At 44.9% G+C, this 26,627-nt stretch carries 31 protein-coding genes, 1 tRNA gene and 1 pseudogene; 28 read left to right on the plus strand and 5 right to left on the minus strand.

What is annotated here, in order from left to right; all coding sequences use genetic code 11:
* Positions 1-49: 49 nt before the first annotated feature.
* Positions 50-2,971, plus strand: a complete 2,922-nt coding sequence (locus tag C161_RS30165; RefSeq protein ID WP_036674858.1) for an insulinase family protein — start codon at positions 50-52, stop codon at positions 2,969-2,971.
* 146 nt (positions 2,972-3,117) lie between these two features.
* On the opposite strand, the gene C161_RS30170 is transcribed toward C161_RS30165, so the two are convergent.
* Positions 3,118-3,825 carry a helix-turn-helix domain-containing protein gene (locus C161_RS30170; RefSeq protein ID WP_017687366.1) on the minus strand — a complete coding sequence of 236 codons (708 nt, stop codon included), beginning with the start codon at positions 3,823-3,825 and terminating at the stop codon, positions 3,118-3,120.
* A 250-nt stretch (positions 3,826-4,075) separates the two neighbouring features.
* Between C161_RS30170 and C161_RS30175 the strand changes: the two genes are divergently transcribed.
* From C161_RS30175 to C161_RS33400, 5 genes are all read left to right on the plus strand, one after another.
* Positions 4,076-5,296, plus strand: a complete 1,221-nt coding sequence (locus C161_RS30175) for a MalY/PatB family protein (RefSeq protein WP_036674859.1) — start codon at positions 4,076-4,078, stop codon at positions 5,294-5,296.
* Between the two features lie 241 nt (positions 5,297-5,537).
* On the plus strand, positions 5,538-6,206 hold the full coding sequence (gene ung / locus C161_RS30180) for a uracil-DNA glycosylase (protein WP_036674860.1): 669 nt from the start codon (positions 5,538-5,540) through the stop codon (positions 6,204-6,206).
* A 19-nt stretch (positions 6,207-6,225) separates the two neighbouring features.
* Positions 6,226-6,645, plus strand: coding sequence for a hypothetical protein (locus C161_RS30185; RefSeq protein ID WP_017687369.1), 420 nt, complete (start codon positions 6,226-6,228; stop codon positions 6,643-6,645).
* 231 nt (positions 6,646-6,876) lie between these two features.
* Positions 6,877-7,461, plus strand: coding sequence for a TIGR00730 family Rossman fold protein (locus C161_RS30190; protein ID WP_017687370.1), 585 nt, complete (start codon positions 6,877-6,879; stop codon positions 7,459-7,461).
* Between the two features lie 120 nt (positions 7,462-7,581).
* A complete protein-coding gene (locus C161_RS33400; protein ID WP_255319930.1) occupies positions 7,582-7,710 on the plus strand; it encodes a hypothetical protein in 129 nt (42 codons plus the stop codon).
* A gap of 217 nt (positions 7,711-7,927) precedes the next feature.
* Here C161_RS33400 and C161_RS30195 read toward each other — a convergent pair whose 3' ends face one another.
* A complete protein-coding gene (locus tag C161_RS30195) occupies positions 7,928-8,194 on the minus strand; it encodes a hypothetical protein (RefSeq protein WP_036674861.1) in 267 nt (88 codons plus the stop codon).
* Between the two features lie 231 nt (positions 8,195-8,425).
* Here C161_RS30195 and C161_RS30200 point away from each other — a divergent pair, with 231 nt between their 5' ends.
* The 8 genes and pseudogenes from C161_RS30200 (at position 8,426) to C161_RS30235 (ending at position 14,966) form a co-directional block, all read left to right on the plus strand.
* Positions 8,426-9,163 carry a glycerophosphodiester phosphodiesterase gene (locus tag C161_RS30200; RefSeq protein ID WP_036674862.1) on the plus strand — a complete coding sequence of 246 codons (738 nt, stop codon included), beginning with the start codon at positions 8,426-8,428 and terminating at the stop codon, positions 9,161-9,163.
* A 272-nt stretch (positions 9,164-9,435) separates the two neighbouring features.
* On the plus strand, positions 9,436-10,491 hold the full coding sequence (locus C161_RS30205) for a FecCD family ABC transporter permease (protein ID WP_036614761.1): 1,056 nt from the start codon (positions 9,436-9,438) through the stop codon (positions 10,489-10,491).
* 2 nt (positions 10,492-10,493) lie between these two features.
* Positions 10,494-11,525 carry a FecCD family ABC transporter permease gene (locus C161_RS30210; protein WP_036674863.1) on the plus strand — a complete coding sequence of 344 codons (1,032 nt, stop codon included), beginning with the start codon at positions 10,494-10,496 and terminating at the stop codon, positions 11,523-11,525.
* A 44-nt stretch (positions 11,526-11,569) separates the two neighbouring features.
* Complete coding sequence (locus tag C161_RS30215; protein ID WP_036674864.1) at positions 11,570-13,285, plus strand: ABC transporter ATP-binding protein; 1,716 nt, start codon at positions 11,570-11,572, stop codon at positions 13,283-13,285.
* A gap of 231 nt (positions 13,286-13,516) precedes the next feature.
* On the plus strand, positions 13,517-13,846 hold the full coding sequence (locus tag C161_RS30220) for a hypothetical protein (protein ID WP_036674865.1): 330 nt from the start codon (positions 13,517-13,519) through the stop codon (positions 13,844-13,846).
* 52 nt (positions 13,847-13,898) lie between these two features.
* Positions 13,899-14,162 (plus strand): annotated as a pseudogene (locus tag C161_RS30225) (DUF3626 domain-containing protein); the annotation flags it as partial.
* 188 nt (positions 14,163-14,350) lie between these two features.
* Positions 14,351-14,530: a ribbon-helix-helix domain-containing protein gene (locus C161_RS30230; RefSeq protein ID WP_017687382.1), complete on the plus strand. Its 180-nt coding sequence runs from the start codon at positions 14,351-14,353 to the stop codon at positions 14,528-14,530.
* 142 nt (positions 14,531-14,672) lie between these two features.
* Complete coding sequence (locus C161_RS30235) at positions 14,673-14,966, plus strand: DUF6809 family protein (RefSeq protein WP_036674867.1); 294 nt, start codon at positions 14,673-14,675, stop codon at positions 14,964-14,966.
* 223 nt (positions 14,967-15,189) lie between these two features.
* On the opposite strand, the gene C161_RS30240 is transcribed toward C161_RS30235, so the two are convergent.
* Positions 15,190-16,092, minus strand: coding sequence for a manganese catalase family protein (locus C161_RS30240; RefSeq protein ID WP_036674868.1), 903 nt, complete (start codon positions 16,090-16,092; stop codon positions 15,190-15,192).
* A gap of 261 nt (positions 16,093-16,353) precedes the next feature.
* Between C161_RS30240 and C161_RS30245 the strand changes: the two genes are divergently transcribed.
* The 4 genes from C161_RS30245 (at position 16,354) to C161_RS30260 (ending at position 17,672) form a co-directional block, all read left to right on the plus strand.
* Entirely contained in the window at positions 16,354-16,533 is a 180-nt protein-coding gene (locus tag C161_RS30245) for a hypothetical protein (protein ID WP_036674869.1), read from the plus strand.
* Between the two features lie 185 nt (positions 16,534-16,718).
* On the plus strand, positions 16,719-17,039 hold the full coding sequence (locus C161_RS30250; RefSeq protein ID WP_036614744.1) for a DUF3889 domain-containing protein: 321 nt from the start codon (positions 16,719-16,721) through the stop codon (positions 17,037-17,039).
* Between the two features lie 146 nt (positions 17,040-17,185).
* A complete protein-coding gene (locus C161_RS30255; RefSeq protein WP_017687387.1) occupies positions 17,186-17,407 on the plus strand; it encodes a hypothetical protein in 222 nt (73 codons plus the stop codon).
* Entirely contained in the window at positions 17,391-17,672 is a 282-nt protein-coding gene (locus C161_RS30260) for a hypothetical protein (protein WP_036614741.1), read from the plus strand. Before C161_RS30255 ends, C161_RS30260 begins: the two co-directional genes overlap by 17 nt.
* A 75-nt stretch (positions 17,673-17,747) precedes the next feature.
* Here C161_RS30260 and C161_RS30265 read toward each other — a convergent pair whose 3' ends face one another.
* The gene (locus C161_RS30265; protein WP_017687389.1) at positions 17,748-17,984 is read right to left on the minus strand and encodes a DUF3892 domain-containing protein; all 237 of its coding nucleotides are present in this window, start codon (positions 17,982-17,984) and stop codon (positions 17,748-17,750) included.
* A 112-nt stretch (positions 17,985-18,096) separates the two neighbouring features.
* On the minus strand, positions 18,097-18,540 hold the full coding sequence (locus C161_RS30270; RefSeq protein ID WP_036614958.1) for a GNAT family N-acetyltransferase: 444 nt from the start codon (positions 18,538-18,540) through the stop codon (positions 18,097-18,099).
* A 240-nt stretch (positions 18,541-18,780) separates the two neighbouring features.
* Here C161_RS30270 and C161_RS33255 point away from each other — a divergent pair, with 240 nt between their 5' ends.
* The 10 genes from C161_RS33255 (at position 18,781) to C161_RS30320 (ending at position 26,493) form a co-directional block, all read left to right on the plus strand.
* A complete protein-coding gene (locus tag C161_RS33255) occupies positions 18,781-18,942 on the plus strand; it encodes a hypothetical protein (protein ID WP_155985130.1) in 162 nt (53 codons plus the stop codon).
* Positions 18,943-19,240: 298 nt separating this feature from the next.
* A tRNA-Val gene (locus C161_RS30280) sits at positions 19,241-19,312 on the plus strand.
* Between the two features lie 239 nt (positions 19,313-19,551).
* Positions 19,552-21,762, plus strand: a complete 2,211-nt coding sequence (locus tag C161_RS30285) for a M1 family metallopeptidase (protein WP_036674870.1) — start codon at positions 19,552-19,554, stop codon at positions 21,760-21,762.
* A gap of 182 nt (positions 21,763-21,944) precedes the next feature.
* On the plus strand, positions 21,945-22,217 hold the full coding sequence (locus C161_RS30290) for a hypothetical protein (protein ID WP_036614732.1): 273 nt from the start codon (positions 21,945-21,947) through the stop codon (positions 22,215-22,217).
* Positions 22,204-23,202, plus strand: coding sequence for a hypothetical protein (locus tag C161_RS30295; RefSeq protein WP_036614730.1), 999 nt, complete (start codon positions 22,204-22,206; stop codon positions 23,200-23,202). Before C161_RS30290 ends, C161_RS30295 begins: the two co-directional genes overlap by 14 nt.
* A gap of 2 nt (positions 23,203-23,204) precedes the next feature.
* Positions 23,205-23,891, plus strand: a complete 687-nt coding sequence (locus tag C161_RS30300; RefSeq protein ID WP_036614727.1) for a hypothetical protein — start codon at positions 23,205-23,207, stop codon at positions 23,889-23,891.
* A 415-nt stretch (positions 23,892-24,306) separates the two neighbouring features.
* Positions 24,307-24,726, plus strand: a complete 420-nt coding sequence (locus C161_RS30305; RefSeq protein WP_017687397.1) for an organic hydroperoxide resistance protein — start codon at positions 24,307-24,309, stop codon at positions 24,724-24,726.
* Between the two features lie 142 nt (positions 24,727-24,868).
* Positions 24,869-25,048 carry a hypothetical protein gene (locus C161_RS30310; RefSeq protein ID WP_036614724.1) on the plus strand — a complete coding sequence of 60 codons (180 nt, stop codon included), beginning with the start codon at positions 24,869-24,871 and terminating at the stop codon, positions 25,046-25,048.
* Positions 25,049-25,523: 475 nt separating this feature from the next.
* Positions 25,524-26,078, plus strand: coding sequence for a copper amine oxidase (locus C161_RS30315; protein ID WP_036614723.1), 555 nt, complete (start codon positions 25,524-25,526; stop codon positions 26,076-26,078).
* Positions 26,079-26,175: 97 nt separating this feature from the next.
* Positions 26,176-26,493 (plus strand): DUF1292 domain-containing protein, encoded by a 318-nt coding sequence (locus tag C161_RS30320; RefSeq protein ID WP_036614722.1) that lies wholly within the window; start codon positions 26,176-26,178, stop codon positions 26,491-26,493.
* The last annotated feature ends 134 nt before the right edge of the window (positions 26,494-26,627 follow it).

The following is a 26,627-nucleotide window of genomic DNA, read 5'->3' on the forward strand; positions in this document are numbered from 1 at the left end:
AGAGTCACAAAACCAATAAAACAATCTTATGGACGGAGGACTCAAGTTTATGTTGAAACAGCTTAAGCCATACAAGGTGTTACAGGAGCGCAGAATCGAAGAACTGAAATCGGATGCGTATCTGTTGGAACATCAGAAATCCGGAGCCAAAATTGTACTCTTATCCAATCAGGATGATAACAAAGTATTCAGTATCGGTTTCCGCACACCTCCGGAAGATGATACAGGGGTAGCCCATATTCTCGAACACTCCGTGCTCTGTGGGTCCAAGAAATTTCCGGCCAAGGATTCTTTTGTTGAGTTGCTGAAAGGTTCATTAAATACATTCCTTAACGCCATGACGTATCCCGATAAGACGATCTATCCGATCGCGAGTCGTAATGATCATGACTTCCATAACCTGATGGATATTTACCTGGATGCAGTATTGAATACAAATATTTATGAGAATGAAAAGATATTTCTACAAGAGGGCTGGAACTACAACCTGACCTCTGCTGACGATGAGTTAACCTACAACGGAGTTGTATATAACGAGATGAAGGGTGCCTTTTCTTCACCGGAACGAATGGTGCGTAGAGAAGTGCTGAACTCCCTTTTCCCGGATACCACATACTCCTCCGAGTCTGGTGGATTCCCGGAAGCTATTCTGGATCTAACGTATCAGGGGCTGCTGGATTTCCACACGAGATACTACCATCCTTCCAACAGTTACATCTATCTCTACGGGGATATGGATATGGAAGAGAAGCTGCAATGGCTGGATGAAAACTATCTGAGTGCATATGATCGAATCGAGATTGATTCGGCCATTCAACTTCAACCTGCTTTTGCAGAACGGGTAGACACAGTTAAGACTTACTCTGCGGGAAGTACGGAATCGGAAGTGGATAACAGCTTCTTGACCTACAATGCGGTGATCGGCACAAGTCTGGACAAGGAACTGAACATTTCGTTCCAAATTTTGTTATACGCACTGCTGAACGCTCCGGGAGCGGTATTGAAACAGGCTTTGCTGGATAAAGGCATTGCGAAGGACGTCTACGGTTCGTATGATGATAGTCTATATCAGCCTGTATTCACCGTTGGACTGAAGAAGAGCAACCTGGAGAGCAAAGAGGATTTCCTGGGAACGGTCAAAGAAGTGCTTGAGCGTGTGGTAAAAGAAGGTTTTGATCCAAAAGCGCTGCTTGCTGGAATTAACTCGTATGAGTTCAATCATAGAGAAGCGGACTATGGCAGAATGCCGAAGGGTCTGATCTACGGATTCTCCTCCCTGCAAAGCTGGTTGTACGATGAAGATGCACCTTTCACTCATTTGGAAGCCAATGACGTATTTGCTGAACTGCGGACAAAAATGAACGAAGGTTACTTCGAGCAACTGATTGAGAAATATATTTTGCAAAACACACATACTTCCTTTGTGGCGCTTACCCCGGATAAGGGGCTGAACTCACGCAAAGAAGAAGCGTTGAAAGAACGTCTGAAAACTATTCAGGCTGGTCTTAGTGAGGAAGAAGTTCAGACGTTGATTCAGAAAACGGAGGCACTCGCCGAGTATCAGAATACACCTTCAACTAAAGAGCAGCAGCAGGTCATTCCAACGTTATCGATTGAAGATATTGAACCAAAGGCCTCTACGTTGTATCAAACGGTGAAACAGGTCGACGGCACAACCATTCTCCATCATAACCTTTATACCAATGGAATTGGTTATCTGAGACTGTTGTTTGATATCAAAGAAGTGCCACGTCATCTCCTGCCGTATGCAGGGTTGCTGAAAAATGTACTGGGTTACGTGGATACTCAAAACTACTCGTTCAATGAACTGTCCAATGAAATCCATATCCATTCGGGTGGTATTCATAGCGGGATAGGATCTTATGCTAACGCGCATAAGCACAATGAATTCAAGGCGACCTATGAGTTCAACGCAAAAGTGTTGTATGACAAGCTTGGATTTGCCTTTGATATGATCAAAGAAATCGTGTTCACTTCCCAATTTGATAATTCGAAGCGGTTATATGAGATCATCTCTCAGATGAAAGGTAACCTGCAACGTAATCTGATCAATAGCGGACACTCTGCGGGAATTGGTCGGTCTTCGTCCAAACATTCAGCGGTCGCGGATTACAGAGAAGCTGTAAGTGGCATTGCCTTTTACCAGTGGCTTGAGGATCTTCAGGCGAACTTTGAGGCGAGAAAAGAAGAGTTATCTTCCAGTCTGCAAGAGTTGACGGGGTATATTTTCAGACCGGAGAATTTGCTTGTTAGTTACACTGCCGATGAGCAGGGATATGAAGGACTGGAACAACAGGTATCCGACCTGAAAGCGAAGCTGTTCACACATGAAGTTGCCAAGGAAGAATTTACATTCACACCGGCTATTCATAAGGAAGGATTCCGTTCTCCTTCGGAGGTGCAGTACGTGGTGCAAACGGGCAATTATATCGACAAAGGATATCAATACACCGGCTCACTACGGGTCTTGCAGGGAATCCTGTCTCTGGATTACTTGTGGACCAATATCCGCGCCAAAGGCGGAGCCTATGGCTGTATGTCAGGCTTCAGACGAAACGGAGACAGCTACGTTGCATCGTATCGTGATCCGAACCTCGATAAAACGTACAAAGTATATGAAGAAATACCGCAATATTTGAAAGATTTCCGGGCAGACGAGCGGGAAATGACGCGTTATATCATTGGTGCCATTCAGGATCTCGATACGCCGAGAACGCCTTATGGCGAAGGAGCTTTCTCTTTGGAGTGTTATCTGTCGAATGTGACTGAAGCGGATCTGCAACAGGAACGTGACGAAGTGTTAAGCACGAAGGAAAGCGACATTATCGGTTTTGCTGAGCTTTTATCGGCCATACTTGAACAGCAACAGCGCTGCGTGATCGGTAATGAGAACAAGATTGAGGAACAGAAACAAATGTTTGACGAAACGCTGGATTTAATTAAAAACTAAGCGCTAGTCACACTTATCTCCGATCGAATAGGCAGCAAAGCGAAAGGCACTTTTATGAGCTGGTTTCAACAGCTTATAGAAGTGCCTTTTCTAATGGGGAGGGACTGTCTCCATCCCATATGAGAATGTGTGACACGCTGCGTTGTTCAGGTGACAGCGAGCATGTTGTATATTTTCAGGGTCCGCAGATCTTCCTTTGAGATTTTTAATTCATTATATAACTCCTGATTCTCGGGCAGCGGGGTTCTGGAGAATAACATTTTGAGCGCGATAGGCATGAAAGGTCTGAAGGAGACACCAGCCATCAGTCCCCATTTTTTCTCCGATTCCTGAAAAGACGCCAAAATATTAATATATAGGTTCTCCAGCGGCGTGGCCTGATTTTTCAAAATCAGCGTGGTGAGTGTATCATAATGCTCGGTGTGGCCCCAATACATATTCTCGCACTCCTGGTAGTTCTCAAAATCCTTCACATTCATATACATCACGGTGCGATAACGGTTGGCATCCGATTGAGCCATCATGTCAATGACACAACGAATGAGACTGTTGTTACGCCCGTCATAGAAGTAAGAATAGAAACGGGTGGAGTTCTTGAAAAAGCTGGACGGGACCGCATTCATCAGGGGAGATGCATGCCTTGGTTCTTGGTACAAGAGTTGCTCCACCTGAATGTTGAGCGCGTTCGCAATATGATGTAACGTGACCAGATCAAGTGTAATATCTCCGCTCTCATATTTGGACAGCGTACCCTTGCTTTTGAAGATCTGATCCGCAAGCTGTTGAATGGTCAGTCCCCGCCACTTCCGAAAGTTTCGTATTTTTTTGCCAACTTCCTGATTGATATTGTTCATAACCGGTTCTCCTTATGCAATGTTTCTTGAGAGTACGTGAAAATGATGAAATTCATTCATAAAAATGATGTTATATGAGAAATATATCACTTTTTCACGGAAATACCTATTTTGGAGAAACAATAAACTTCATTTGTTTCTTCAGAATAGATTGTATTGCATTTGATGCAATTCCTGCGTCATGAAATAATAGATGTAATACGACATGAAACGACAATGAAAAAGTAAAGCAGATAGAGGAGCAGAAGCTATGAAATATAACTTTGATGAGATTATCGACCGCACAGGAACAAATGCGATGAATACGGATGGTTTCCGTCAATATATTTTTAACGCCACTGAAGACATGACTTTTCCATTCAAAGATGAAGAATTTATTCGCATGTGGATTGCAGATATGGAATTTGCCACACCTCCCGAGATTCTGGATGCAGTTAAGGAGCGTCTGGACCGTAGAATCATGGGTTACTCTCAGGTATTTGATCCGGCATACTATGAAGCTGTCTCGAATTGGATGAAGAGATACTATGATTGGTCCTTCCCCAAGGAGCATTTGGAGACCTCGAACGGGATCATCCCCGCTTTGTATGAATTGGTGGAATATATCTGTCAATCGGATGAGAAAGTACTGATCGTGACCCCGTCTTATGGTTTCTTCAAGTCAGCAGCGGAGCATAACAATCTTGAACTGGTGTGTTCGGATATGATCAACGAGCAGGGGCGTTACTCGATTGATTTTGAGGATTTTCAAGCCAAGGCCAAGGATGAGAAGGTAAGGGTATGTATTTTCTGTAACCCCCATAATCCGTCTGGACGTGTCTGGACAACCGAAGAGTTACAGCGTGTGGGTGAAATCTGCCTGAGGAACAATGTATGGGTCATTTCAGATGAAATTCACTGTGATCTGCTGCGGACAGGCAAAAGACATACGCCACTTGCAAAGCTGTTCCCGGATACGGATCGAATCATTACATGCATGTCTCCGAGCAAAACATTCAACATGGCTGGTCTGATGTTCTCCAATGTCATCATTCCGAATAAGGCACTTCGAGACATCTGGCAGGCACGCCATTATGGTTTCAAAAATCCACTGAGCATCGCTGCCACTCAAGCGGCTTACGAAACGGGTGATGAATGGCTGGAACAATTAAAAGGTTATCTCGACGCCAATTTCGCCTGCGTAGAACAGTATGTGAAGCAGCATCTGCCACTGGCTGTCTTTCACATTCCGGATGCCACGTATCTGGCCTGGATTGATATCTCGGCATATGCTCCCAAGAATGTAAGTCTACCTTTATTCTTCGCGGAGCAAGCGGGTGTGCTACTCGAAGATGGACATATGTTTGTAGCGAATGGCGAGGGTTGTATTCGGTTGAATCTGGCTTGTCCGCGTTCTGTTCTTCAGGAAGGATTACGGAGAATCAGCAGTGTGCTTGTGAAAGAAGTCGAAGAGGTGCCCGTTCAAGTATAAAGTCATCAAGTCACCACGCAATAGCGAGGTGACTTTTTTGGATGAGTATACGGAATGTAGCGAGAATACGATTTATTTTGAGGTGAACGTATACCCTGATGTGCAATTCTGGTCTGCTGTCCCCGGTTATGTTAAAATGGTGGATAGTCTATGAGTTGCATGACATGCGGCTCTCAGAAGGAAGAGCCCAGTAGTTGGGCTGAACGAAACTGTATTCATCAGGGGAAAGGAGCCTATACATATGTTTGGAAACGATTGGGACAAGGTGCTTCAGGAAGAGACGGAAGCCGAATATTTTAACAAGATTCGTTACACTCTCGCCGCCGAGTACAAAACGCAGACGGTCTTTCCGCCCAAAGAAGACTTGTTCTCCGCACTGAAGCTGACGCCATATCATCAGGTTAAGGCCGTTATTATTGGACAGGACCCTTATCACGGAGCGGGACAAGCTCATGGATTAAGTTTTTCGGTTAGACCGGGGGTACGTGTACCGCCTTCTCTGAAAAATATATATAAGGAACTTCAGGCCGATCTGGAGCTGCCCATTCCGAATCATGGATCTCTAGTTCATTGGGCGCAGCAGGGAGTCTTGCTATTAAATGCCGTTCTGACGGTCCGTGAAGGTCAGCCGAACTCCCATCAGGCATTGGGCTGGCAGACGTTTACGGATGCTGTCATTCGTGCGCTGAATGAACGTTCAGAGCCAATGGTATATATGCTATGGGGCAGTCATGCCCAGAAGAAAGGTGCTTTTATTAACAGGGACAAGCACCTGGTACTGGAGTCTACACATCCCAGTCCGCTGGCTGCGCATCGCGGATTCCTCGGCAGTCGTCCCTTTTCCAAAGCCAATGATTTCTTGACCTCCAAAGGTATTGAACCGATCGATTGGAAGATACCTGAAAACTAGACAGATGGAGGTGAGAACATTGCGACATTGGATAGGACGAAAAGTAGCGGTATATCGTGCAACAGGCATACGGGAGCCATTAAAGGGAACGCTGGTCGAGTGGGATGAAGAAGCGGAATGTGTACGGATCGGACCGAAACGGATTAAGGTATCGTTTGACAACATCGCAATGATCAGACCTCTTCCCGAAGAGAGTCTTCCCTTAAAGAAAGCACGTTCTGAAGTGCACAAGGTTGGATATGTGATGAAAAAGGCGATTCAGTTCGAAAATGCGATCTATTTCAAGTCACAGGTGATGATCTGGCGCCGGGCCAAAATTGTAGCGTTATCCACGACGATTCTGCGTCATGACGAGGATCAGGTTGAACTTGCAGATGGTCGGGTTCTTCGTAAAGACAAGCATATGTTTGTCGTACGTTCACGCCGTGGCATACGTTAGTTATACGAAGATTTAATAATCATTTCATGCAAAGATCATACGGATTTAATATTTGGTCTGTATATTAGGTAATAACAACCCCTTCTAAATTGATGTGTATTGAAATGGGAGCCTGACCGGCTGCAAACGGTCGGGTTTTTTTTGTCCATTGGTTCTGTTAACCTGTTGTACATACCCATAACATTCATGTTATATATTATTAAAATAGATCATGAGAAGGAGTGAGACCCAATGAAACGTATAGCTGTTTTTGCAGGCTCCAATCCGGGAAATCACCCCGATTATACAGAGAAGGCTGTTCAACTGGGCAAACAGATTGCTGATAGTGGTTATGCACTGGTCTATGGTGGTTCTTGCATGGGCTTGATGGGTGCAGTAGCCGATGCTGCTCTTGAGCAAGGGGGAGAGGTAATCGGGGTTATGCCTACCGGATTGTTCCGAGGCGAGGTTGTTCATGGAGGACTCACACAACTGATTGAAGTGGGAACCATGCATGAACGGAAGGCTACGATGGCTGAATTATCCGATGGATTCATTGCACTTCCCGGAGGTATGGGTACATTTGAAGAACTATTCGAGGTACTATGCTGGGCACAGATCGGTATTCATCGTAAGCCTGTTGGCTTATTAAATGTCAACGGATATTATGGACCGTTAATGAAGATGGTAGAACATAGCGTACAGGAAGGATTCTCCAACACTTCGCATCTCAGTCTATGGAGTCTGGAAGCTGATCCGGCTGAGCTGATCAAACAAATGTCATCCTATATTCCTGCAGAGCTGACTCAGAAGTGGTCACAACTCAACGGGAAATGAGTGCATAAGAAGACGGGCCTGAACCTACTCGTTCCTCGGGAGAATTTTTGATCTGCCCAAGCAAGTTGCGCTATCGGACATAGTCTATAGTGTACTTCGATGAAGAGGGGAGTGTCACTGATGAGCGAACTCAAAGGTACAGGTTACGGATATTGCGGAGGCTTCGGTGGTGGAGCATGGACATCAACAGGTGCAATTCTGGTATTGTTCATTCTGTTGGTTATTATCTCTCGCACATTCATTCTGTAATTCGGTCAAATCCCGGGACGGGGATCATGCTGCAGAGGCAGCGCCCGAATAAAAAATGACCTTTCCAAAGAGACGCCGGTATATGCCGGCGTTTCAGGGGAACGGTTTTTTGACGTTTCCAGCATACGTTGAGTAATTGAAAAAGCAAAAACCTGCCCCTGAATAAGGTCAGAAGCAGGAGAGAGCCTCCTGAGCCATTAGCTGCACAACAAGCAGCTTACACCACAACAGCAGTTTGATCCGGATTACTTAACGATTTCCAGGCGATATATAGCCCGATGGCGGCTGCAATTAAGGAGAGTATTGCTGCAACAATAGCCAGCTGATCCAGTGTGTTGGGTGAACTGGAGTTAAGAGAACGCTGATTAGCCGTCTTACCGGATTTGTTTTTGATATGGACAGATGTTCTGGAAAGCCTGGAAGCCGACTGTAACTGGGATGTGTGAGGACGCGTAGGTATCGATTTTTTCTTTGAGGGATTCAATAGTCAACCTCCTTATAACGGAGTTCAGTGCTTCCATCGTTCATACTATGTTATGTCGATTTTCAGATTGAGTTCGCAAAAATGAGTGAATCCCCAGCCCGTTAGATGTTGAACCCGTTCGCTAGTATCAGCGAAGCAGGTAACCCATTATACGCTCTGTTAATACAGGTCTAACAAACGGTGTTTATAGTAAGGATCATAGAGTGAAGCTTGAACACAGGAGGCGCTGGAATGAGGAACTTGGAGATTATTGCCCACCGCGGTGCATCTGCCGTATGCCCGGAGAATACGATGAGCGCTTTTGAACGGAGTCTGGAGCTTGGAGCGACAGGCATTGAAACCGACGTGCAGATGACGAGTGATGGCAGACTGGTACTGATTCATGATGAGACGTTAAGCCGAACTGGCGGCGCAGAAGGCTGGGTTAAAGATACGACTTACGATCAATTGCGCACACGGGATGCCGGGTCTTGGTTCCATGCTGATTTTACCGGGGAACGTATTCCTTCTCTGGAGGAGTTATTCAAGCTGGTACAGGGGAAAGGAACACTGCTTAATCTGGAATTGAAAAATGGTATTGTGAGTTATAAAGGGATGGAAGAGAAGGTTATACAGGCGATCCGGGACTGGAATCTGGAGCAACAGGTTGTGCTGTCGAGCTTCAATCATGCTTCGCTCGTGAGATGTAAACGTCTTGCCCCGGAGATTCGTACAGCACTTCTATATATGGAAAAGTTATATCGTCCCTATGATTATGCCGCCAAACTCGAAGCTTCAGGCCTTCATCCCTACAAGCTGGCAGTCACACAAGAAGATGTTGCTGCTGCACTGGCACATGGCGTTGTTACCTATCCATTTACGGTGAATGATCCTGCCGAGATGCAGGCCATGATTGATATGGGTGTGCAAGGGATCATTACCGATGTTCCAGATGTCTTGGCATCCTTACTTACGGTACATGCCCGTTAATCGAGTCTGTATTTTACATGTTCTACATATGCAATGATAAGGCTGTGTTCGAGCTTTTTGGCTCTTGCGCAGCCTTTTTGCGGGTAAAATTGTGTGCAAATCTTCATATATGCAATAAACATGTCCTATTTGTCCATTGCCAGAGCCGGTGGATTCACTTACAATGGTCTATGGGAATGAGAATCAATATCATTAAAGTTCGGTATTTATAGAGAGGTGATTGTTATGTACATAGGTTTGAGCAGCTCTACTCATAACGAGGGTGGGAGCGTATGAGTTCACAAGCTTCACCAGAAAAACATAATCCGGATTCACCCACAGCGAAGATACACACTCGTCCGTGGGCGGCAACACTTATTCTTACAGGGGGAGTTTTGCTACTCGCTCTGGGTATGGCGTTGTCCATTTCTTTTGGCGCTGCTGATATTAAGCTTAGTGTAGTCTGGAAGGCCATCTTTGATTTCAATCCTGAGCTGACTCCACATCAGATCATATGGGAGATTCGGTTACCACGTATCCTTGGAGGAGCGATGGTAGGTGCATGTTTCGCTGTAGCTGGTGCGATCATGCAGGGCATGACTCGTAACCCGCTGGCCGATTCAGGTCTGCTTGGGTTAAATGCGGGAGCTGGATTTGCGCTTGCAGTTTGTTTTGCCTTCTTCCCTGGCTTGCCATTTATGTATATCATCATGTATTCCTTCCTTGGTGCAGGGCTTGGTGTCCTGTTGGTGTATGGTTTTGGTGCAGCTTCCAAATCGGGTCTTACGCCACTACGCCTTGTTCTTGCAGGTGCGGCTGTATCAGCGATGTTGTCGGCACTCAGTGAAGGGATTGCATTGTATTTCAGGATTGGACAAGATTTGGCTTTCTGGACAGCTGGTGGTGTAGCCGGAACGAAGTGGTCTCAACTTGAGGTCATGTTCCCCTGGGTACTCGCGGCACTGATTGCAGGTCTTCTCATCTCCCGTTCCATTACTCTGCTTAGTCTCGGAGAAGATATTGCGGTGGGCTTGGGGCAACGTACTGGGCTGATCAAGCTCATAGGCCTGATTGTTGTACTGATTCTCGCGGGTACAGCTGTGTCCGTGGTGGGTGCGGTCGGTTTTGTCGGACTCATTATTCCCCATCTCACGCGGAAGCTGGTTGGGGTCGATTATCGCTGGATTATTCCATGTTCCGCTGTGATGGGCAGTCTGTTGCTTGTATTTGCGGATCTGGCTGCACGTATGATTAACCCGCCGTACGAGACGCCAATTGGCGCTTTGGTTGCCCTCATCGGGGTACCATTCTTCCTGTATCTGGCGCGTAAAGAAAGGAGGACTCTGTAACGATGGAATCCTCAACAATAGTTGGAGCAGAGCGCAAGAAGAGAACCAAGAGTACGATTGTCCTCATTGTGCTTGCCCTATTAATTATTACGGCTTTTGTGGTGAGCATGAACACAGGTTTTACCAAGCTTTCGCCGCTTGAGGTGTTGCGAACCCTGTTTGGTGGAGGCACGGCGAAACAGGAATTGATCCTGTTTGAATTCCGTCTGCCACGTATTGTGATTTCGGTGCTGGTCGGGGCCGGACTTGCGTTATCTGGTTGTATTTTGCAGGGAGTATCTCGGAATGCGTTGGCAGATCCGGGGATCCTGGGGATTAATGCAGGTGCTGGTCTGGTCGTCATGTTATTTGTTTCCTTTTTCCCGACAACGACAGCAGCGCCGGTATTTCTTTTGCCAATTCTGGCCCTGATCGGTTCGGGTTTTGCTGCATTTCTGATCTACGTTCTCTCTTACAAAAAAGGAGAGGGCATTATGCCTACTCGTATGTTACTTACGGGGATCGGGGTAGCGGCGGGAATCAGTTCTGCCATGATCGTGCTTACGTTACGGCTTAGTCCGGAAAAGTATCAATTTGTAGCTACCTGGATGGCAGGCAGCATCTGGGGTTCGAACTGGAAATTTGTAACGGCATTGCTACCGTTTCTGATCATTCTTGTACCGCTTGTCCTGTATAAGGCGCGTGTACTGAACGTGTTGAATCTGGGTGACCAGACTGCAAGTGGACTCGGGACTCCGGTTGAGCGTGAGCGACTGATTTTGCTTGCGGCTGCTGTAGGACTTGCCGGCTCATGTGTATCTGTGAGTGGGGGGATCGGTTTTGTTGGTCTAATCGGACCGCATTTGGCACGTCGTCTGGTGGGTCCAAAACATCAATTCCTGTTACCCGCATCTGCACTGATCGGTTCATTGCTTGTACTGGTTGCAGATACGCTGGGTCGTGTCATCCTGCAGCCTTCGGAGATTCCTGCGGGGATCCTGGTTGCCATTATTGGTGCGCCATACTTCCTGTACCTCTTAAGCAAGACGAAATAGAACGTAATCACCATTGTGTGATTGCATAAGGAGGACTTCAGTCCATGCTTCGCCGTTTCTTTGCCTATTATAGGCCTTACAAAAAGCTCTTTATTCTTGACTTCAGTTGTGCGATTTTAGTCGCTCTGCTGGAGCTGGCATTTCCACTGGCAGTCAACCGGGTAGTCGATGATCTGCTGCCAGGCGGCCGCTGGGACTGGATTCTATGGGCGTGTCTGGCATTGCTGGGTATCTACTTATTGAATTCATTTTTGAACTTCGTGGTTACCTATTGGGGACACAAGCTGGGTATTAACATTGAGACGGATATGCGTAAAAGTCTGTTCAATCATGTGCAGAAGTTATCGTTCCGTTTCTTCGATAATACAAAAACAGGACACCTCGTGTCCCGTATGACTAACGATCTGATGGATATCGGTGAGATTGCCCATCATGGTCCAGAGGATGTATTTATTGCGGTGATGACACTGATTGGTGCATTTAGCATCATGATGAGCATTAACGGGAATCTGGCGGTGTTAACCTTTATCATCGTACCGCTGATTATTTATCTGTCGCTCTACTTTGGTAGCAAAATGTCCAAGGCATTCAGCCGAATGTTCGGTGATATCGCGGACTTCAACGCTCGTGTAGAGAACAATATTACAGGTATCCGTGTTGTTCAGGCTTTTGCTAATGAAGAGCATGAAAAAGCACAATTCGCTGTGAACAACGGTCGTTTCCGTCAGACCAAACTAATCGCATACAAAATCATGGCCTGGAACTCCTCTGTCAGTTATATGCTGATGAAGCTGGTATCCCTCTTTGTCCTGGTATGTGGAACGTGGTTTGTCATTCAAGGCAGTATGACCTACGGTCAGTTCATTGCATTTATTATGTTATCCAATGTGTTCTTGACACCGATCCAGAAGATCAACTCGGTTATTGAGACGTATCCAAAAGGGATTGCAGGCTTCAAACGTTATACGGAGTTGCTTGATATGGAACCGGATGTGGAAGATCGTCCAGGAGCCGTTACGGTATCCCATTTGCGTGGAGATATCCGTTATGAGCAAGTGACCTTTGGTTATTCAGATCAGGAGCCTGTGCTCAAAGGTATTGATCTAAACGTACGTGCAGGTGAAACCGTAGCGCTTGTCGGTCCATCGGGTGCAGGAAAAACAACGTTGTGCAGTCTGCTGCCACGATTCTATGATGTGTTGGAAGGTCGCATCACGATCGATGGGCAGGAGATACAGGATATGACACTGGACTCCTTGCGTAGTCATATCGGAATTGTACAACAGGACGTGTTCCTCTTCGATGGAAGCATTCGGGAGAATATTGCCTACGGCAAGCTGGATGCATCCGAAGAAGAAATCTGGATGGCCGCCAGACGTGCACAGATGGAACCTTTGATTCAGTCCATGCCGGAAGGGCTGGATACGTTAATTGGTGAACGCGGCGTGAAGCTGTCCGGTGGACAGAAACAGCGTTTGTCTATTGCCCGTATGTTCCTGAAAAACCCACCAATTCTGATCCTGGACGAAGCCACATCCGCGCTGGATACAGAAACGGAAGCAGCCATTCAGCAATCCCTTGCTGAGCTGTCCGAGGGCCGGACCACACTGGTTATTGCTCACCGATTGGCTACGATCAAAAATGCAGACCGCATTGTTGTCGTTGCTGAACAAGGCATTACGGAGCAGGGGCGTCATGAAGAATTACTCGCAGCAGGTGGGGTGTACAGCCGCCTTCACTATGCGCAGTTTGGCGCGTAACCTATTCGATGTGGATGTAACAATGTAAATACGAGAAGTAACGCCATCGTTCTTGACTTGGAAGGGGTCAGGACGGCGGCGTTTTTTTCTTTTTCATAATCAATTGTGGGTCAGGGGTACTGTGCTCATATCTGCCTGTGATCATGGATATGGAAACGGGTAATATAGTAAAGAGAACACTTAACGTGTAAGATATGTTCATCATCTTGCAAGATATAGGAGGTACACGATATGCAGTTGAACGATATGCTGAAAATTCTTATAACCTGTCTATTATTTATTCTGATTTGGTGGCTACTGACTCAAGGGATTCGCAAACTTTCCAGTACTCGTGCAGGGTCCGGTTTCCGACTAGGGGGTGGATGGTCCATTGGACTTTTCGTTGTTGGCGCCGTGCCACTCGGTTTTTCGCTATACACAGAGATCTTTGATAAGCGCCTGGATGCCAACATCGGGTTGGGGCTTGCCATGTTTTTTGTATGGGCTTATTGTGTGATCTTGTTGTGTGCGGCGTTGGTGGTATGGGGAAGGTACGTGTACAAAAGGGATATGAAGAAGTGAATATTTGGGTTGATCGTGTTGAGCCCGTCAGAAAGTTAAGGGTGAGCTGACAGCTGTTGATCTCCATTGGCACATGGGCTTTACACTATTAGTTAATGACGTTCCTATGGATTTTCGAGGTCCTTCAATGCCTTCACTAGCCAAAAGAATTGCAAAAAGTGATTTGATTGATGCAGATATCATTGGTTCTGCAGCTATGGACTTGAAACGAAACCCAAGCCATTGGAGCGATAGAGGAACCTACACAGAAGTTCTACAAGAGTTAAAATTACTCTGGCATGTCTTAGTGAGATATGGAAAGCCAATGGAAGAGTGAAATAGTACTCTAACGACCTTGAGCGCCTAGCCGTTCAAGGTTGTTTTTTTATCATTCAAACGGATTACAGACTATACATTTATCTATGAATCTGCTGTCACAAAAACGAACGTATGTTTTACAAATGCATTGACTTTTTGTCCTGACAATAATATATTATTGTCAGGACAAAAAAAGAGGTGAAGCAAATGTCCGCCAAAAAGATGGGGCGGCCTAAATCTGACAAACCCAAAAGCAGAACGATTGAGATACGTGTTGACGAGGAAATTATGAACAAGCTCGATATTTCGGCTGAGAAGCTGAATACGAACCGATCAGACATCGTTCGCAAAGGGATAGAGAAGATTTACGACGAACTCCAAAAATGAAAAAAGGAAGCAGCGTAAGTCCCACGAAGAACACCGCTGCTTCCTATCCCGCAATCACTTAAATGAGCGACTGCATAAATATCCTACCATGTGCAGAACGTTCATTCAAGTGAGGTGCGAATTGATATACAGGAGGATGCACATGAATTCGATATTAGAAGCATTATATAATGGACGACTTCGACCGGATGAGATGATGATGCCGACACATCCTGAATACCAAGCGTTGGGGCGGCAGATTGCAGCTCTGACAGAGCAATGGAAGAATCGATTGAGCGAGGAAGAATTCCGTGAGCTTGAACAGTTATTTGACTTGTGTGGCAGATCTGAGGGCATGCATACGGAAGCAGCGTTTGCACAAGGTTTTCGTCTGGGTGCCAACATGTTAATTGAAGTCATGAGTCAGCGGGAGGAATCGGTGTTGGAGTTTAACTAAGTTTAACGATGTGAGCAGAGATCCGGTTTACTTTTACAGCTAAATTCTCAGAAAATGACGGCATACAAAATACTTATTTTGCATCATAAAATGGTATCAAAAATTGATTAGAACAAAGCCCTCAAATCCTCTCTGCATTCAGCAGCAGGGTTCGAGGGCTTCACTTAAACATAGAGTTAAAAAATCTATATATAGGGAAAGAAATTGTTAAACAAATTGTTTCTTAATCCGCAATATTCCCTGCCATCTTCAGACGACGTGCAATTTCCTTGAAGTCTTCTTGCGATATGCCCGGTGCAAATTCTTCCTCGGCCGCAGGAGCTTCTGGAATCGGGAATCCTTCAGGTATCCCTTGGATGACTTCAAGAGGTTGTCCATCTTCGGGGTGAGTTCCTTTCCAGATCTGTCCAATCGTATTGAAATCTTTATCACTATAGGTATACAGCTTGGTGTGTACCCCTTTTTCTTCATATTTGCGAGCCTCGTTGAAGGCTTTGTTGTTCAGTGAGGGAATAGGAACCAGCTTGGTCACATTTACGCCAGTTGCAATCTCGAGTGCTTTGGCATATGCGACAACATGCACGCCGCCACGTACCAGCAGGAAACCAACCACTTCCCGGGCTGCCGGGTGATCCGTCATCTCATATACTTTCATCTTATGGGTACGAGCGCCACATTCTAGGAAGAAGTTATGCAGCAGGTCCTCGACCAGGTTACCACTGTTGAAGACGTTTGCTCCCGTCCATGGATTACCCATAGAGTCAAAAGGCATTGCGCCTTGTGCACCTGCCAGGTAGTGATACGACAGACGAGCATCTTTCACGGAACCTAGCGGTGTATCGTCCGGTTCTTTGTACTCGGTTGAACCTCGGAGGCACTTGTTAATGCCATGAGACACGAGCTCAACATGACCCAATTCTTCGGCCGTAATGCTCATGACGAGGTCATAGAAGGGCTTCAGCTTTTCTTTGGATCGAAAATTAAACGATTGATAGAGGTAGTTGTTCAACGTTGACATTTCTCCGAATTTGCCGCCGAGTAATTCTTGTATAGCTGCCGCAGCATTCGGATCTGGCTTCTCGACATTGGGAATCTCAATCAGGATTTCATCCAAGCGTTTGAACATTCGGGTGTAACCTCCTCATATTGGTATTGCAGATCGTGTAGGGTTTCAGATCGTGGAGTCACTCTGTCATGGCCTATTACACGTCTATTGGGTTTTTTAAACAAAAAATCAACCAAATGGGACTTAATCATCGCATAACGCATGCCCCTACTCTTCTCCCATTTGTTATTTCCAATACGGTCAAATTTATGTATAATCAAACATTCAAACGAGTCTTCACGTACAAGAGAAGAGAGTCATGAATCCATAAAGGAGTAAGAGATGAACAAGCGTTGGATACAAATAGTTGGGATTGTGATGTTTCTAATGATTCAGATGTACATAAGCAGCGAGCCTGCCACAGCATATGTCGTTACGAATGAGGTTCAGGTGGATGAACAAACGAGGCAAAGGCTTGAAAAGAAATACGGGTTGGAACGTCCTGAGGAGCCGAAGACATAACAACACTTTTTCTCGGGTGACTGGGGGATAAGTTTCCGGACAGAGCCTCCTGATTCGTTTGACCGACTTGTTCATGTGGTTCCTTTTTCCCTACGGCCACTGGCCTGGATCTTTCGTTTATTCGTGTAAAATGAAACCCGGACGGGCAATATAACAGAAACATATTGTCCCAAGGAGTGAGTGAAATGAGAATGCTCATCGTTACCGTCATGTCGGTAGTCCTGAGTTTAGCCGGAATTACATCAGGCACAGGCGCCGCCATCCCTGATTATGCGAAGTGGGGAATTATTGCGGTCAAAGAAACACAGACCAAGTATAATGTGGATATTTTGGACTATAAGCATATCGGTCGCACCTCTCTAACAGCGGATCAATCACGGGAACAGTTCAAGCTGTGGGTTCGTGCGAAAGACGGCAAGCAATTCGCAGTCTATGTAAATGTTGATTTTAATCCATCTACACAGCAGTTGAAGAAAGTACAATTTTCCGAATCGGATCGACACTGATCCGTTATGAACCAGACTGCCTTAATCATTAAGGTGAAAGTCTGGTTTTTTTTATTTTACAAAATCCTTTTTTTACTATTGAATAAAGAACTTATGTTCGCATATAATATGAAATACAAACAAACGTTCTTATCGGAGGGATGATTATGCTAGGGAAATATATTGGCCAGATGGTGGAGCTTGTCTACATGGATCGTGCAGGGCAGATTACGCAGCGACAGATTCGAATTAACAGTGTACGTGGTGGGATGATTAGAGCATCAGCGGGAAAAGAAGGCTCACCCCGAACATTTCTGGAGCAAGGTATTCTGGCATGGCGTCCTGTTACCGATCTGAATGGGGAGGTAAAGTATGCTGAACGACTTTGAACGCAAGATTTTGCGTATTATGGTGAACTATGCAGGACAACGGCGCAGGCTGCCGCGTATGGATGAACTGGAGAACAAGACGGGACGAAGCAGAGCATACATTCATGAGTCACTGCAGGAGCTGGAACGAACCGGGCACATCGCGTGGGAGAATCGGTCTACTCTCGAAGGGATACAGATTTTGCAGGCATGGGAACAGGTACAACAGCCGATTCGCAAAAGCCAACCTTCCGGTGATTCCGTAAAATATTTTACGGACTACTAATCATAATAAGAAAACGCCAACCCGGGTAACCGGATCGGCGCTTATTGTGTCACATGTACGACATGTGCATCTATTTTAGAAATGGGGGAGTTGGTCCAGGTTGTTGGTTGGGTCACCGTCGGCATCGCCGCGAATGTACATTTCGCCATCCTTGCCTTTAAATACATTCACACCGGCAATAGCGCCAGCTTTTACTTCTGCAAGTGCCTGCTGATAATCCAGTACGCGTCCTGCTGAAGTCTGAAAAGCTGTCAGGTCACCGTCACCATTTTTCTGTACTGCTGTGAAACTCTCGCGTGTCGTTTGATCCATGATGTCACACTCTCCTTATATGACGAGATAGGAATCTGCTTACCTGATTAGCCTATCCGAAATCATCGGAAGTATGCACCATATGCTGATGAGACCTTCCAACGACGAGGTTTTACAAGCTCTTTCTCATACGAACATGCAGAATATCTGCATCATAAAAAGGTTCTTCCGAAATCACTTCATAACCCAGTTTTTCATAGAATTTCTGTGCCTGACATTGCGCATCCAGTACAGAATAGGATAAGCCGAGTTCACGTGCCAGCTCCTCCATCGCGAGCAGAAGCACACGTCCATAACCAAATGAACGATGAGATTCAAGCACTGCGATCCGCTGCATTTTGGCCGTATCCTTGCTGTAATAGATCAGACGTCCTGTGGCTACAGCTTGGCCATCCGTACTTAACAATACATGATGCACATCCGGACTGATGACATCATATTGATCAATCTCAATCTCGGCAGGCACCTGTTGCTCGATCACAAAAACGTGATGGCGAATTCCCAGGGCTTGCTCCAGTTGTTCTTCTGTCGATACATAACTAATCTCAGCTGCCAATTCCATTCCTTCTTTCTGCTCTTGCGCGACATATCAGACTGAATTATACAAAAAAATGTTTTTCCTGTATAGTGAAGTCTGACACATATTGGGAGAGGAGGGGGTAGTGATGGGCATGACAGGCATCATGGTAATTACATTGCTAATGTCGGCGGGAATGATTACTCTGTTGTATTACGTTACGAAGAAAGCATACTCACGCAAGTGGGATGAAGATGAGTAATTCACCTGTTAACCTTCATGGCAAGACTTCACTGCTTCCTCGCGGAGAATACACATCTTGAATTACAGATTTGGAGTATACGTCCAGCCAAACGGGCAGAGATTCACCATTTTCATTGGGCTGTTGTAATTGTTGGAATTGAACTGTATGTTCATCCCTCTCTAAGCCGCAACCAGTAACGGTTGTAATGAGAATCATAAGCCCAGCAAAGAGAAAGAAGCATTTGGCGAATGTATGTTTATTGGATTTTGACCGTTTTGTTATGTTTCTCATAGAGAATTCACCTCGCTATAGAAATGGTAATCTTTCCTTTATTGTGCACCATTTCGGGTGAATTATAACCAAATAAATCATTGACAATGAACACGGTTACTTGATATGATACTGTTACTTGATTGGGAAACAATTATATATCATGATCTGTTAGCTCAGTTAAATTTAGTAGTACGACCGTGATTGATACATCATAATTATTACAGGGCGATAGCTCAGCGGGAGAGCATTATCTTGACAGGGTAAGGGTCGTGGGTTCGATCCCCACTCGTCCTATATGAAAAATTAAAACAACTTCTTTTGAGAATTATATCTCAAGAGGAGTTGTTTTTTTTATATAATAATATGGCTACCTCCAATAATATGTGTAGGTGGTTTTTGTTGATAATAAATTTAATGGCACAGTTTCTCTTCCTCTTTTTAAACAAAACTTAAATAAAACATAAATTCAGCGTAAGGTTCGTCTTCTATACTTGGTCATGAGGTCAACATAGAACAGGAGAAGGAGAGAACTAATGAATTATTCAAGTCCATTTACATCAAAGTTAGCCAGAGTAGGGATCGCGGGTACACTGGCTTTAATACTGGCAACAAGCCCACTTGCCAACATGGGGGTTGTTGCCGCGGAAGCAGGCCCAGCATCTGTATCTACGAAGATATATAACACACAGAAAGACTCTTTAGAGCAGACCCCGATTCAATACCAGATTCAGGCTCGATTAAATGAGAAGGACATGACGATCCAGGGGAGCGAGAAGGTAACGTATCACAACACAAGCAAGGATACCCTCCAGCAGCTGGTCCTTCATACATATGCTGACGCAAACCTCTCCAAGTCTACACAGGCGAGCATGTACCAACAGCATAATGAAAAGATTAGTGAAGATCATCCGGAGAAGACAGCGGCGGACTTTCTGGGTGGCATCGATATTCAGGCTGTAAGCGCAGATAGCCAATCGTTGGATTTCCATAAGGAAAACCAGGCGTTGACCGTACAGTTGAAGAAGCCCGTACAACCAGGTGAATCGGTATCATTCCAACTGGAGTTTCAGTTGAATATACCCTATGGCTCACAGCGAGTTTCCTACTACAAGGACATGATCAATGGTGCACACTGGTTCCCGGTGATGTCTGTATACGACGAGGTTAAGCATCAATGGAACAAGGCACCGTATAGTCGAACATTTGAGAGCGATTATTACACCTCATCGGACTTTGAAGTTCAATTCAATGTTCCCGATGAGTATCAGGTAGCTATGCCGGGTACGATCACTACTCAAAACAGTACAGAACATGGTCGTAAAGTTGTTTCTGCTGTGGCCGAGAATACAAGGGAGTTTGTTTTCTTTGCAAGTCCTAATCTTCAAGTGGAACGCGCTACTCGTAACGGTCTGACGGTGGAATACTATTATTACAACGATGATCCATACAAGAAAAAGATAGTTGACCGGTACATTAATCAGGCATTCAAGGTCATCGATTTCTATAGTGAGAAATATGGCAAGTATCCCTATCCAGAGTTCCGAATTGTCGAGACGTATGTACAAGGCGTTGCCGTGGAGTATGCGAGGCTCATTCAGATGGGACAGATTCAAAATGGTGCGGTTCCAGAAGAAGACACAACATTTGTTCATGAAATAGCGCATCAGTGGTTCCATGCATTGATCGGTAATAATTCGGAGACAGAATCCTTCCTGGATGAAGGCTTTGCTGATTTCTCCATGGTGTATTTTGCCGAGAAACAGGGAGACAAGCTAAATGGATTCAGATCCATACAGTTTGATACTGCGCCCGTAGATATGGCGATTGCGTCAACAAACGATGAAGCTGGGGATTTGGCAAGTTTGGTATATTATCAGAAGGGGCGACAAGCGATCTATCAGCTTTACCGTTCCGTCGGTGAAGAGAAATTTGACGAGTTGATGAGGACATATTTCAAACGCTACGTGTACCAAAATGCAACGGTAGAGGGGCTGCTTCAAACCATTGAAGATGTGCTTGGTAAAGAAATACGTTCAGAAATGCAGATGGCCCTATATCAGCCTGATTTTGTCTTAAACCCGGAATACCAACTATCACAAGAAGAGACCGCCGCCTATGTGCATGATGTCTTACAAGTGCAATATCAGGCTGTCATGGGTATGGTTCCTAATCTGCCTTATGAAGTGATGAATCGATTGATGTACAAAGCCCTTCAAGGCGAGGAATTAACCATTGTGCTCAGCGATCAGGTAAGTAAGCTTGCAACTAAACAGCAGGAAGATATGGTTAATCAGTTGACCGGATTCCTTGATATGACTGGTGTGAAATACGACGTTATACGGGATCGCAAGGAACTGAAGCAAAAGATGAAAAAAGAGATCGGCAACAGCAACCTTATTGTCATTGGCAATGCCAAGTCAAACGGATTGGTGCAGGCTTTAAAACTTAACATTATTGATCGAACGAAACAGACGGGTTTTACTTGGAAAAATACCATGAATCAACCTCTCGCCGCGGGTGCATATGTTATCAAACATCCCTATAACCAGAATCGATTGATGCTTCATTATTTCTGGAATGACGATCATCTGAGTGATGTGGCATTTGAAGCTTTTAAGCTGAAAATACAGGAGTCTATCGGATTCGCTAACGACTTTTACCAGTACTATGTATTGGATAACCAAGGCAAGGAGAAATCCAATAAAAAAGTTGCGAATCCCATATCTTCACTTTTTGCAGAGTAATAAGGAGTTGGTTTTGCAGTTTTTTCGTTCAAACAGGTTAGCCAATTTGTATTGGTTAGCCTGTTTATGTTTTATATGAGAACCAGTCTTAGAATAATAGGCTGCAAGATGGGCATAATGCTTTAACACAAAGGCAACTTCATGAATATACTTATCGGGAGAAAACAATAGGAGGGATTAATATGAAGGATCAACATTATCCGGGCGTACCAATGAAAGGGACAGTTGCTGATTACAACTGTAAAGGAAATAAAGGAATGAACAATATGAAAGCGTATTCATATAATGCTAGAATTTGTCCTATCATTTGTATTACTCTGGAGCCCGCTGCGAATGAGGGTAATGTTGTTGATTTTTCAATCCTATTAAAGGACACTTCGGATGTTTTATATTCGCGACCGGTACATGGTAATACCCTGCTCACGAAGGAGTTGAGTTCCCATGTCTATGACTGAAAATATTGCTCAGGCAGCACTCGATGCAGCGATGAAGGCAAACAGGGCCGTTGCGCCTTATGATTATTGCGATGCAGAAACCAGACGGATGTACACGCCTCAATTTGATAAAAAAATGGACAATCCTATGTATACCGCTGCAATGGCGGGTCTTCAATCGATCTATTGGTTTCGGGCGATCAAGGTAAAGGGGCTTATCCCTGATGCAAAAGCAGATTATTATGCTACGTATTCTACCAACCATAATCACATCGGAGGAATTGGACTAGCCTACTCGAACAGCCCTACAGGGCCATGGACCAAACACGGACAGGTGTATCTCGATACTGTGGTTGGGAATTCGACGGAAACTCCATTTGTGATCTGGAACGATGAAGAACAATTGTTCTTTATGTATTATCAACAAAACGGACTGGGGATCAATCAATCAACGGCACTTGCGACCTCTGTAGACATGATCAACTGGACAAGAGTGGGTTTGATTTTGGACAAACCTCCCGGGTTCCCAGGTGATGGTCATACCGGATATTTCTCGTGTTTCAGAAATGGTGGCAAATGGATCGGTTTCTCAGTGATGGGCGGTGGGGACTTTGGTCGTAAATGTATCTGGCATTCACATGACGGACGTAGCTGGTTAGCTGATCCAAGACCATTAATGGGTGGGAATGATGCCACTTTAAGTGCAGGAGAAAACATTTCGAGACCCAATGCTGGTGTATTTATGTACAAAGGGAGCATGTGGTGGCTGGGTATGTTATCAGCTTATGCTTCCGGTGGGGTTACGACGGTAGCTCGGCCTGCCATTGCCAAGATCAGTGCAGACTTTCGTCAACTGCTGGACAAACCTACAGATATATATTTTCCGGCATTGGATTGGGAAACGACCAACATGCAGTCCTTGATGGTGTCCGTTATGGACGGTGTAGTGTACGTGTATTACAATACCGATCATAATATCGGTGTAGCCTATTCGGTGGGGGTGTAGAGATGGTTATACGTGATGCAGCGGGTCAGATTGTGCCCTTTGGAAAGGTTCACAAACAGCTTGTGGCTGATTTTCTTTACGGAACGTTACCGGATTGGGTGGAGGTGGTGGGCACCCCTACGTTTGAGCCTTTGCCCGACAGAGGGACCATTACTGTTACAACTCCGACAACGGCAGGAGCCACGGCAGAGTTAAAAATGAAACATCTGATTGACAGCTCGAAAGTAACAGCAATTGCAATCACTTTGGAAGCGCTACAATTAAACGGGAACATTGGAATCTCAGTTCAGGTTGGCATTAAATCGAAGGATAGCAAGGCCGGAATCACTTTTTTTCAAAACGTAAATCAGAAATATGGTATGGTCCGTGCCTATAAAGCAGATGGAACGTACACGGATTTTAATCAAAACATGGTGTTCTTCACCACACATGGCGTAGCAGGAGATGAAGCACAGAACCGTAAGAATCTCACTGTGTTGCTCTGTACCGGATTACAGTTCTCAGCTGGGTTCGAGAGACCGTCGGTATGGCTTGGTGCGGATGATCAATATGGTGGTGTTGCTGCTGACCTTAGAGGTGGGTTGTTCCAACATGGAGAACTGCAATGTCTTTTGAAGCTGACTACAAGTAAGGCCGAGGCCAAGTATTTCAAATGTGCACAGATGAAAGTGGATATCTGGAGTAATTAATCAAACTGGGAAGACATCTGAAGATGAACAAGGTGCATGATTTGAATTGGAATGACTATGAGAATAAATAGATTATCTGTATGGATCGGTAAAAAGATATACGTGCAGTAATTTGGTACCTAAACACGGACGCTTTGAAAATGAAGTGCAGTGTTTGGGTACCATTTTTATTTAGAGAATGAAGTCAGGCCAAGTTTGGTGGATACAGCGAACAACTCAGAAAGTGCACTGACTTTAGGCTTGGGCTTGTCCGGGGTTAGAAAAGAATTATTCTCCAAACGTGTTTTAAACTATATTATTTTTTATATTAACTATTTACATACACAATTTAATTGTGTACAATGTAATTGTTAGCGATACAAGAGAGATCAAAATTTAGTCAAAATAAATCTAATCAACTAAAGGAGTCTTACACATGAAAACATTATATGAAACTACAGTAATCAATACAGGTGGACGTCAAGGCATCGTACAATCCCCAGATAACGTGTTTATGTTGGATGTTGCTGCACCGCCTGAACTCGGAGGACAAGTGACGACAGCTACCAATCCGGAGCAGTTGTTTGCAGCAGGATATAGTGCTTGTTTTAACTCCGCACTGGAGTTTCAATTGAAGAAACACAAAGTTGAGATTGAAAGAAGTACGGTAGCTGCAACCGTAATGTTGGTGACGGACTCTGAGGATAACGGCGTGAAGCTTCAAGTCGATTTGGAAGTTAAAATCCTTGGTCTAGATGAAGAAACAGCACAGAAGTTTGTGAAACTTGCCCATGACTACTGCCCATATTCCAAAGGAATCAAAGGGAACGTGAATGTTAACGTGGAACTCGCGTAATCACTGATACTATTTGTTGATAAGAAGCCTCCGAGAAATCGGAGGTTTTTTGGTTTTTTATGCATAAAAATCAATTTCGCACTCAATTGTGGGTTATAATGGTAGTAAGTTTACACAAAACTGCTGAAAGGGGAATGTACTTATGATGGATTTTAGCAAACCACCCCATGGCTCTGAGACCGATACCCACCGTCAGCGTCATCAGGAGAATGAACAGAAATACCTGTCCGGAGGCAAGGGTATTTGGTATGAAATCAGCAACTGGCTCATTCTCGGAGGTATCCTCCTTGTCATATTTTTATTATTTAAATACGTTTTCTAAATAGACACACAACCGGGCGAATCCCCATATGATGCATTACATCAGTAAGCACTTGGGGAAATGGGGAATCCGGGATGGCAAAGGCAAAAGGTAAGAAAGCTCCCGCATTAAAGAGTGATAAAATACGTGTATCCATGAAGTTGGTCACATCGGATGTATGCGAGAGATGTAAGACACCATGTACACGAGGTATGGATTACGCTGCACGTATGAGAATTGAAGGGGCTTTAGGCAAGGGCGTTCCCTGTATATTGACCCGCCATACTTCTTCATAAACTCTTCGTATAATCCCGTATATATAACAATTATAGATCAGGGGCATCCTTTAATGAGGATCGCCTCTTTTTGTGCATTCCAAGGGGTGGAAAAAATTCTGGATAAAAAATGAAAAATGATGAAAAACAGCGCAACTTTGTGGATGAATCTGCAGTATAAATGTACAACAGCTAGCAGCAGGGGAGGGAATATTGACGGGATGAAATGGAAACGAATATTGCTTTGTGTCACGGTATTCTCCTTGCTCGGCGGGTCTTTATTGTTTGCAGATTCGGTGAACGAGAAGATTCGTGTTCTCATTAACGGCAAGGAAGCAGCTGATGGAGGTTATCTCATTGATGGAACGACCTATGTACCTGTCAGGGAAGCCGGAGGCGTCGTCAAATGGGACAGCAGTAACAAGAGAGTAACGGTGATCAAACCGAATGTACATATTTTTCTCTTCAAGGGAGACACTGTATTTGGCAACGTTAACGTAGGTAAGCTGAAATTCAATGTATTTTCACAAGTGGACAGTCTGACAGCAGATGTAGCTGCGGTGAAAGTAACGATTACCAATCCAAGCGGTCAGGTGAAGGATATCCAGTCACAGGAGCTTACGACCCAGAAGGATAACTTCTGGTTCCGCACATATGATTTTACGTATGATTTCAGTCGTGCCGGCAAGTATCAGGTCGGCTTTCATATTAAAGAAAATGCAAACAGCAGCTACGTCCTGGTAGCGGAGAAAATCATTACAGCGCTGAACGATTGAAGCGAAAATAACCCTGTGAGTTAAATTGACCTGTGTCATTGAACATGTTACGATATGCAAGGTTACACAATTTCTATTTATAAAGCGAGGTATTTCAATGAGCGATCACACACATGAACACGGCGATGGCTGCGGATGCGGGCAAGACCACGACCACGACCACGAGCATGAAGAAGTCCTTCTCACATTAACAGACGAGAACGGCCAAGACGTGGAGATGGTTTTGGTGGAGACGTTTGACGTGGAGAAGCATGTTTATGCGCTCCTGCTGGAACGTAACAATCCTGAAGCTGACGGCATCATCCTGCGTATGGAAGAAGAAGACGAGGAAATGGTGCTCTACAATATTGAAGACGAAGAAGAGTGGAACCGCGTTGAAGCGGCTTACAACGAACTCGTTGCATCACAAGAATAGTCATTCTTTTGGAACATAACATGAAGGCTCCTTGATCTCAGGGGGCCTTTTGTTTGTTTTTCAAGAGGTATACGAGCATTTACACCACCGGTTTGAACTACGAAATAGACGGGAAAATGCAAACTCGCTTGTCC

The organism is Paenibacillus sp. FSL R5-192 (assembly GCF_000517845.1).
GTDB classification, from domain to species: domain Bacteria; phylum Bacillota; class Bacilli; order Paenibacillales; family Paenibacillaceae; genus Paenibacillus; species Paenibacillus amylolyticus.